Here is an 8027-nt window from a genome sequence, read left to right as displayed (position 1 = left end):
ACGGCGGTGGCGGCAATGGCGGTGGCGGTCACGGTGGTGGCGGCAACGGCGGTGGCGGTCACGGCGGCGGTGGCGGCCACGGCGGTGGTGGCGGCCATGGCGGCGGCGGCGGCGGCGGTGGCGGTGGCGGTGGCGGTGGCGGTGGCGGTGGCGGTGGCGGCGGCGGCGGCGGTCACCGTTAATCCAGCATCACAACGCAAGGAGGAGCCGATGTCCCCAACGGGACATCGGTTTTTTTCTTTTGCGCGACCGTCGAATAAAAGAGCAACTCGGCACGTTCACAACGACGCGCGCAAACCAGGCCCATCTCTCCTCGCGAGAAAGTACCCGTCCATGCCCGCCCAGGATCAAAACCTGGCCGGCCGCGTCCCACCCGTGACCGGCGGCGCTCGCGGCATCGGTTGAGCGATATCGTTTGCCCACGCTGCGTCAGGCGCGTCGGTTGCAGTCAACTATCGGAAACGTGAGAAGGGAGCCGTCGATACCGTCGCGGACATCGAACGCATCGGCAATCCGGCGATCGCGGTGCGCGCGGACGTCTCCATCGGCGGCGACGTCCACGTGATGATCGACGACATCACGCAACGCCGCGGCCACATCGACATTCTCGTGAGCAACGCGGGCATCGCGACGATGAACGATCTTTATGATCTCACCGAAGCCGAGTTCGACCGCACCGTCGCCGTGAATCTGAAGTCCGCGTTTCTCTGCACGCAAGCCGTGCTGCCCGGCGCCGTCGATGTGTCGTCGGGGGCGGCGCGCGGGACGGGTCTTCGGCATTCATTACAACGCCTCGAAGGCGGCCCTCGAAGGTCTGACGCGCGGCTATGCGGCCCGGCGCGCGCGCGACGGCATCGCGGTGAACGCGGTCGCCCCCGGCCCGATCGATACCGAAATGGCCGGCCCGCTCAAGGCATCGAGCGTGGCGGAGAAGCTGACCGTGGGCCGGCCAGGCGAAGCGAGCGAAGCCGCGGACGTGGTGACGTTGCTCGTCCGCAATGCCTTCATTCCCGGTCAGACGATTCGGGCAACGGCGGCGTTAGCTTCATCTGAATTTCGCTGCACGACGAAGAAGCGCGGCTAAACCACCTGCGGCCCGTCGTGCATCACGACGTCCTTCACGCCCGGCGCGTTTTCCGCCGCGACGCGAACGGCCTTCGCCTCGTCCTCGCTGATGCCGCGAATCCACAGATGCACAGTCCCGTTCTCGACGATGATGTTCTCCCGCGCGAGCGCCCACGGATGCTCGGCCATCGCGGCGAAGATCGCCTCGCGGATCGAGTGATCGCTGATGTCAGCATCGACGGGCATCTCGGGCGCCATCGTCACGAGCGCGCGGATCAGATTCGCGCGGCTCACGACGCCGACGACCTTGCCATCGCGTAGCACGGGCACACGCTTGATGCGTTTGCGTTCAAGTAACTCGGCGATATCGGCGACGGAGCACGTCTCGGTCACGGTCGCGACATCGGTGGTCATCACGTCCCGGACCTTTCGCGCGTGCTCCTTGACGTACTGGCTCGCCAGTTCGCGCGTCGATGCCACGAGCTCGAGCCACCACGCGCGTTGCCTCACACCGGTCCCGATCTCCGCGCGGTGCATCAGATCGCCTTCCGTGACGATGCCGAGCAGCGCGCCGTCCTCGTCGATGACGGGCATTCCGCTGATGCCCGCGAAAACCATGGTTCCCGCAGCCTGGCGCACGGACATGTCGGGACTCGCGGATACGATCCTTGTCGTCATGATGTCGGCAGCTCGCACGTTTATCTCCTTCATGAAGGACAGCGACGTTCTGGGAAGGGAGTTGACGCCGGCGGCACCGCTTATCGTCGAAACTCGCGGGGCGGTCATTTTTGCTTCCGGCGCCGAGATTAACGATACAACAGAAAGTCCCGCGCAACACGACGCGATTTTTCCTTGCTCACAATCGCGCCGCATCAAGTTTCTAAAATGTGGAGCGCCTTACCAGGAAAGGGTTTCCGGCCTTTTCGGAGATGAAGAAACTGTATCGGTCAATCTTACTAAGTAAGTTTTTCTGCCAACGCTGGACAGCTGCAGATTTTTTTACTGTGACAGGGATTTACATTCATCTCATAAGACGATAACCTTCATTCCGTCGATCAAGTCCGGAAACGGTTGCCGATAAAGCGGGGAGAAGCCGAAACTAAACGGCAACTTTGACCGCAAACGCGCAAACGTTACCGTATGCGACGACGACGCCTTCGAACTGAGCAGGTTTGTCATTTCGTAAGGCCCACGATGGCAAATGCAATCGTTTGCCTGACTCCGCCATCCAGAGCGCTTGCCGTATCGCGCACTGGGCCAGCAGTGAATCCGTGCCGTCTGGTTGGTCCTCAGCGTTTTTCGTTTCGACGCCGAGCACGCAAACCTGTTCTGAGCATGTAGTTCGGATGACTAATTAGCGTCATTCGACGACAAAGCGGATCAGCACGATGTCCATGTACCCATGCGACACCGTGAGTCACTGAAGAGGTCCGGGAGCGTTCTGGGTTTTAGAGCCTTACGCATATCAACTTAGCACTGCTAACATAATGACGAACTTCAATCAGACCTCCATTCGTGGCTTCAACCTCTTCTCGGCGCGCAAGGCAGCGGCGATCGCGGCGGCAGCGCTCACGAGCGTGCTGCTTGCCGCATGCGGCGGCGGCGGCGACACCGCACTCGACGACGCTACTGCCAGGAGCGCAGCCGCGCCGGAGTCGACCGCGAAAGCGGCGACCAGCACGTCGATCTTCTACGGTGCGAACGGCCGCAACACGAACGGCGGCGCGTATGACTCGACGCCCGTGGCGACCCAGCTTGCGCAACTGAAGGACATCGGCGCGACGATCTATCGTAACGACGTGTACAACCTGGCCTCGGCGAAGGTCGTCGCAAAGATGGCGCAGACGATGGCCGCCAGCGGCGTGACCGTGTATCCCGTGATTCTGCTCGGCACCGGCTTCAACACGGAACAGGACGCCTACAACTCGGCCTACACGCTCGGTCAGCAGGTGGCGAGCACGTACAAGTACAAGTATTACGAAGTCGGCAACGAACTCGAAGCGCAGGCGCTCAACGGCAACGTCGACGGCACGAGCTGGACGCACTACAAGAACCAGCCTTACGTTATCGCGCGCGGCGTGATTCGCGGCCTGATCGCGGGCGTGAAGTCGCAGGACAGTTCGGCGAAAATCGTCGTGAACGGCACGTGGCTGCACTACGCGTTCTTCCAGATGCTGATGGACGGCTCGCAACCCGATGGCACGCGCGGCCATCCGACCGTGAACTGGGACATCACCGCATGGCACTGGTACTCGGACCAGAAAGACATGACGCGCGCTTGCGGCGGCACGGGTTGCTACGACATGCTGGGCATTCTTCACTCGTTCGGCAAGCCGGTGTGGCTCAGCGAGTTTGGCGTGCGCCCGAACTACGGCACGGATCAGGCCATCGCGAACTACATGGTCGGCACGACGATGATGGCGCAGTTCCAGAGCGTCGCTTCGAAGTACAACATCCAGTCGATCCAGGCGTTCGAACTCTATGACGACAACGAAGGCAACTTCGGCCTGATGAAGTCCGACGGTCAGACGACGAAGCCCGCTTACTGGTCGTTCAAGAACTTCGTGGCTACCCATCCGATGTAAATGACGCGGGGTCGAGCGGCCCCGTTGCATCGACCGTTTCTTCACGAGCGACCCTTGGCGGTCGCTCGTTGCGTTTGGGGACGCATCGTGCGCGCGTTATCGGCGTGACGGTATGACTGGTATTCCGCCAGAGCGCCTTGCCGGCGGCAGCGCCGCGCCCTACTCTGAACGCGAGCCTGTCCCCTCGAATAGCTGCCGGGCCGGCCATCCCATACGATCCATACACCGTGCGTCTTCCGCTCGCGGAGACACGAGCTTTGTTGGAGAGAATATGCGCGACAACGTGATGCCGGTCATCGAACGCGACGAGTCATTCGCCGGAATCGAGCAAGGTGCCCCAATCGTGCCTGACGAGCGCGTGCGGTCCATTCTGTATTGCGGCGGGACGGGCGCCGCGTCGATCGTCGGGATCGCGAAGCGGCTCGCGTCGGCTGGGCGAAGCTTCGAGTTGCACAGCTTTGCGCAATCGGTCGATCGTGCGGCTTTCGTCGATGCCTTCGACGCCTTGCGCGATCACGGCAAGGTCTACCATCATTTCGATCTGACCGACGATCTGCGCGCGCAGAAAAGTGCTTCCGCGATGAGTCCGACGCACGCGAACACGCGCATCTATTGCAGCGGCCCGCGCGCGTTCACGGATGTCGTCGTGCGGCAGGCGCGGCAATGGGTGCATGCGTCGAACATCCACAAGATCGTTTCCGAGGATCTCTCCGCGCGGCGTGACATCGACTAGCGCGAACCGTCAGAACGCCGACGCATCCAGACCCAGCGCACGCGCCAGTTCACGCGGCGAACGCACGACCTGCGCTTCCGTCGGAAAGCGCGAGGCGCCTTCATCGTCGAAGGGCCAGGCGAGCACGCGCATGTTCGCCGCAATCGCCGCACGCGCGCCGGTCGGGCTATCTTCCACCGCGATCACTTCGCCGGGCGCGAGACGCAACAGCCATGCCGCGCGCTCGTAGGGTTCGGGGCTCGGCTTGCCGCTGCGCACATCGTTGACGCTGATGGTCACGAGCGACGGCTCTTCGATGCCGAGCGCGCGCAGATTCGCTTCGAGCAACATGCGCGATGCATTCGACACGATCGCCTGCGTGATGCCCGCCGCCTTCGCCGCGCGATACACCTCGAGCGCGCCAGGACGCGGAACGAGCGCGGGCGCGCCTTCGAGATAGGCGCGGGCGCGAAACATCGACCATTCCGTGTAATCCACCGACAAGCCGAAGCGCTCGCAACACAGCGCGTGCACCTCACGTCCCGTCTTACCGAAGATGAGAGGATGCATCTCGTCGCCCGCCTTCACGCCGTGACGCGCCAGCGCCGCGATCAGCGTGCGCAAATGCAGCGACTCGCTTTCCGCGAGCGTGCCGTCCATGTCCCACAAGATTGCCTTGATCAAAGCTCGACTCTTCCTTGTCGTTCGCGCGCGGTCGGCGCGATGTGGGCGCAGCCTATCACGCCATTGCGTACTGGCTTTCGACGTTGCATTTATTCATACGGCCATATCATATCTGCTTCAACATCGAATGACTTCTTCTCGATGATCTCGACGTTGCGCGGCATGATGCGCTTCGTTGAGCCGAAATCGTGCGGTGCGCTGTTGTCGGAGCGTGAGGTTCGGCGTGTCACGCCGAGGCGAGGGCGTTGTTGTCTGGGGGCTGTTTTTGCCGGATCCCGTTTTCTTTTTGGTTTATTAGCACTGCCCCTGTGCGGGGCGGCAGTCACTTTCTTTGCTGCTGCAAAGAAAGTAACCAAAAAAAGCAGCTTCTGTCACGCCCGCGGTCACACGCACGTTGGGTAGTCCTCTCTTTCATCGTGACACTCGCCTAAAAAGTGCCCTCAAGGGAATCACCCGGCGTGGGTCGCGCACGGTCTGACTAGCCATACCGTTTAGGGCGCTGGTCCAGCGCGAAATAGTTTCGGCACAGCGCTTCGCGCTGCCGTGGGGTTTGCTAGCAAAACCGACGGTGCGCATGCTCTCACGCTTGCACTTGTGCTCGTGCCCGCGCTTGCGCTTGCGCACGCAGACGCGCACCCGCTGAACCGATCGGCCGCGTAGCAGGCCGGTGCAATTTTGTGCTGAACCAGTTCGTCACGTGGTGCGATGAGTCAGACCGTGCGCGATCCAAGCCCGGCTGTCTTTGTGAGGGCGCTCTTTAGGCGAGTGCCACGATGAACGAGAGAACTACTCAACGTGCGTATGACCGCGGGCCTGAAAAGCTGCTTTCTTTGGTTACTTTCTTTGCAGCAGCAAAGAAAGTGACTGCCGCCCCGCACAGGGGCAATGCTAATAGACCGACACGAATTCAGGAAACCGAAACAAGCAAAATCAATCTGCCGCTACGGCGCAAACGTCAGCGCGAATGACATCCACCACCCACCTCCGCTACAACGAAGATGCAGCAACAGTCACCGTCTATGCCGACGACGGCGCCGACGCAAACGTCTTCTCGCACAAAGTGCCCGGCATGTCGACCCTCAAGAAACACGCGCACGCCCGTCGTCGATACGATGCAGTACAGCTTCAGGCCCAACGTGCTTGCGGATTACGTCGACAATCGCGCGCTCGCGCCGCATGATGCCATTCTCTTCGACATGGCGCGGAAATGCGCCGCAGCGATTTCGTCGGAAGAATTGCTCAGCCGCGCGGCGGCGACTCCGGCACGCACGTGAACGAAACGGTGGAGGTCTGCGCTTCGAGCGAACGCACGCCGCTCGTCGCTTCGGATCTAATCGCAACCCGCTGCGAGCGCTGCTTGCAATAATCAGAGGCAGCGTCCAACGCGGCGTTGCGCGCGGTGACCCACGACATGCGCGTGCCCGTCGCCTTGCCCGTGACGGTGTATGTATCGGGCTGCGCGCCGGCCGTGACGCCGTTCGTTGTGCCGCATGCCGCGACGAGGCAGGTGAGTCCGATCGCGCTCAACGCGCGCGGCGTCGAAAACATCGATCTGATGAAAGTGAACATGCCGATGGACCGTGAATGAAGTTACGGCCCGAATGGTACAAGCGCGCGCGAATTTCTTCACGGATCAGAGGAATGCACGCGGGCGCGACTCGACATTCACGCTCAAGCCTGTGCGATGCGATCCAGCAACCGCTGCAGACGGGAATGCTGCGCGGGCGCGAGTCCCGGCGTTGAAAGCGCCTGCACTACGCGACCGCGCCAGTACGTCTGCGAGAAAAGGGAATTCGCGCCTTCGACGCTCAACACTTGCTCGAGATGCTTGATCGTCGAATCGAGATGGCAGACGCTATAGCGATATGCGCCTGCACTGAAGTTCGTCATCGCAGAGTCATTTCTAATGAAGATTGGCTAGAAGCGATAAGCAGCGAGCGGCACGCGACGACTCGCGCGCCGCTCGCGTGCATCAACTCATATGCTGGCCGCCGTTGATCGCGATGTTCGATCCGGTGACGAAGCCCGCATCGTCCGAGCACAGGAACGCGACAAGCGCCGCGACTTCCTCGGGCTTGCCGAGACGGCCGGCCGGAATCTGCGGAAGAATCTTCGTGTCGAGTATCTCCTGCGGAATCGCGGTGACCATCTTCGTTGCGAGATAGCCCGGCGAAATCGTGTTCACGGTCACGCCCTTCTTCGCGACTTCGAGCGCGAGCGACTTCGTGAAGCCGTGCATGCCCGCCTTCGCCGCCGCGTAGTTCGTCTGGCCAATCTGGCCTTTCGAACCGTTCACCGACGAAATATTGATGATGCGGCCCCAGCCGCGCGACACCATCTCTTCGCACACCGGCTTGGTCATGTTGAAGACCGAATCGAGATTGGTGCGCAACACGGCGTCCCAGTTCACCTTGGTCATCTTCTTGAAGGTCGTGTCCTGGGTGATGCCGGCGTTGTTCACGAGGATATCGACGGGGCCGACTTCCGACTGAATCTTCGCCACGCAATGCTGGGCGGAATCGTAATCGGCGACGTCGACGCCATATGCGCGGAAGTTATAGCCCTGGCGGTCCATCTCCGCGAGCCATTCGCCGGCCTTCGTGTTGCCCGGCGAATGCGTCACGACGACCGCGTATCCGGCGTCATGCAGCTTCATGCTGATGGCTTCGCCCAGACCGCCCATGCCGCCCGTCACCACTGCGATTCGCTTAGTCATGCTGATACTCCTCGTCAATTCTCTCAGGTTGATGAAGCTCGGAATGCAACCGGCGCTGCCATGTTGCCTCGACGCTTTTGGTGTTTTGATGACGCGTCGGGCCGCGCGTAAGCTGCGCCGGTGTGATGCCTGGTTACAGACGTTCCACCGCCAGCGCGACGCCCATCCCGCCGCCGATGCACAGCGAAGCGAGACCCTTCTTCGCATCGCGCTTCTGCATTTCGTGCAGCAGCGTGACGAGAATCCGGCAGCCCGATGCGCCGAT

12 protein-coding genes and 2 pseudogenes are annotated in these 8027 nt (G+C 61.7%); 7 read left to right on the top strand and 7 right to left on the bottom strand.

Annotated elements, in window-relative coordinates:
- Positions 1-408: 408 nt before the first annotated feature.
- A pseudogene (locus AWB77_RS37270) lies at positions 409-693 on the top strand (SDR family NAD(P)-dependent oxidoreductase); the annotation flags it as partial.
- Positions 694-739: 46 nt separating this feature from the next.
- Entirely contained in the window at positions 740-1084 is a 345-nt protein-coding gene (locus tag AWB77_RS37265) for an SDR family oxidoreductase (RefSeq protein WP_279616206.1), read from the top strand.
- Here the strand turns inward: AWB77_RS37265 and AWB77_RS33900 are convergent.
- Entirely contained in the window at positions 1081-1710 is a 630-nt protein-coding gene (locus AWB77_RS33900; protein ID WP_244158743.1) for a CBS domain-containing protein, read from the bottom strand. The two genes, AWB77_RS37265 and AWB77_RS33900, sit on opposite strands and share 4 nt — an antisense overlap.
- On the opposite strand from AWB77_RS33900, the gene AWB77_RS36270 reads away from it, so the two are divergent.
- The 3 genes from AWB77_RS36270 (at position 1709) to AWB77_RS33890 (ending at position 4383) form a co-directional block, all read left to right on the top strand.
- A complete protein-coding gene (locus AWB77_RS36270) occupies positions 1709-2029 on the top strand; it encodes a hypothetical protein (RefSeq protein ID WP_167354202.1) in 321 nt (106 codons plus the stop codon). The genes AWB77_RS33900 and AWB77_RS36270 overlap by 2 nt on opposite strands.
- 523 nt (positions 2030-2552) lie before the next feature.
- Positions 2553-3650 carry a glycosyl hydrolase gene (locus AWB77_RS33895; RefSeq protein WP_061138826.1) on the top strand — a complete coding sequence of 366 codons (1098 nt, stop codon included), beginning with the start codon at positions 2553-2555 and terminating at the stop codon, positions 3648-3650.
- A 271-nt stretch (positions 3651-3921) separates the two neighbouring features.
- Positions 3922-4383: a ferredoxin reductase domain-containing protein gene (locus tag AWB77_RS33890; RefSeq protein WP_061138825.1), complete on the top strand. Its 462-nt coding sequence runs from the start codon at positions 3922-3924 to the stop codon at positions 4381-4383.
- A 9-nt stretch (positions 4384-4392) separates the two neighbouring features.
- On the opposite strand, the gene AWB77_RS33885 is transcribed toward AWB77_RS33890, so the two are convergent.
- The gene (locus tag AWB77_RS33885) at positions 4393-5046 is read right to left on the bottom strand and encodes an HAD family hydrolase (protein ID WP_061138824.1); all 654 of its coding nucleotides are present in this window, start codon (positions 5044-5046) and stop codon (positions 4393-4395) included.
- 89 nt (positions 5047-5135) lie between these two features.
- Positions 5136-5402, bottom strand: coding sequence for a hypothetical protein (locus AWB77_RS36265; protein ID WP_157694976.1), 267 nt, complete (start codon positions 5400-5402; stop codon positions 5136-5138).
- Between the two features lie 417 nt (positions 5403-5819).
- On the opposite strand from AWB77_RS36265, the gene AWB77_RS34930 reads away from it, so the two are divergent.
- The gene (locus AWB77_RS34930) at positions 5820-6014 is read left to right on the top strand and encodes a hypothetical protein (RefSeq protein WP_074169011.1); all 195 of its coding nucleotides are present in this window, start codon (positions 5820-5822) and stop codon (positions 6012-6014) included.
- On the top strand, positions 6011-6226 hold the full coding sequence (locus tag AWB77_RS37540) for a hypothetical protein (RefSeq protein WP_208601602.1): 216 nt from the start codon (positions 6011-6013) through the stop codon (positions 6224-6226). The genes AWB77_RS34930 and AWB77_RS37540 overlap by 4 nt, the downstream gene beginning before the upstream one ends.
- Positions 6227-6285: 59 nt before the next feature.
- Here the strand turns inward: AWB77_RS37540 and AWB77_RS33880 are convergent, their stop codons facing one another.
- The 4 genes and pseudogenes from AWB77_RS33880 to AWB77_RS34925 all read right to left on the bottom strand — a co-directional run.
- Positions 6286-6615: a hypothetical protein gene (locus AWB77_RS33880; protein WP_061138823.1), complete on the bottom strand. Its 330-nt coding sequence runs from the start codon at positions 6613-6615 to the stop codon at positions 6286-6288.
- Positions 6616-6717: 102 nt separating this feature from the next.
- Positions 6718-6936 (bottom strand): hypothetical protein, encoded by a 219-nt coding sequence (locus AWB77_RS33875; RefSeq protein ID WP_061138822.1) that lies wholly within the window; start codon positions 6934-6936, stop codon positions 6718-6720.
- An 82-nt stretch (positions 6937-7018) separates the two neighbouring features.
- Positions 7019-7762, bottom strand: coding sequence for an acetoacetyl-CoA reductase (phbB, locus tag AWB77_RS33870; protein ID WP_061138821.1), 744 nt, complete (start codon positions 7760-7762; stop codon positions 7019-7021).
- Between the two features lie 133 nt (positions 7763-7895).
- Positions 7896-8027, bottom strand: a pseudogene (locus AWB77_RS34925) (acetyl-CoA C-acetyltransferase); the annotation flags it as partial.

The organism is Caballeronia fortuita (assembly GCF_001544835.2).
GTDB classification, from domain to species: domain Bacteria; phylum Pseudomonadota; class Gammaproteobacteria; order Burkholderiales; family Burkholderiaceae; genus Caballeronia; species Caballeronia fortuita.
The sequence above is the reverse complement of the archived record's forward strand: the minus strand, read 5'-3'. Positions and strand labels throughout refer to the sequence as shown.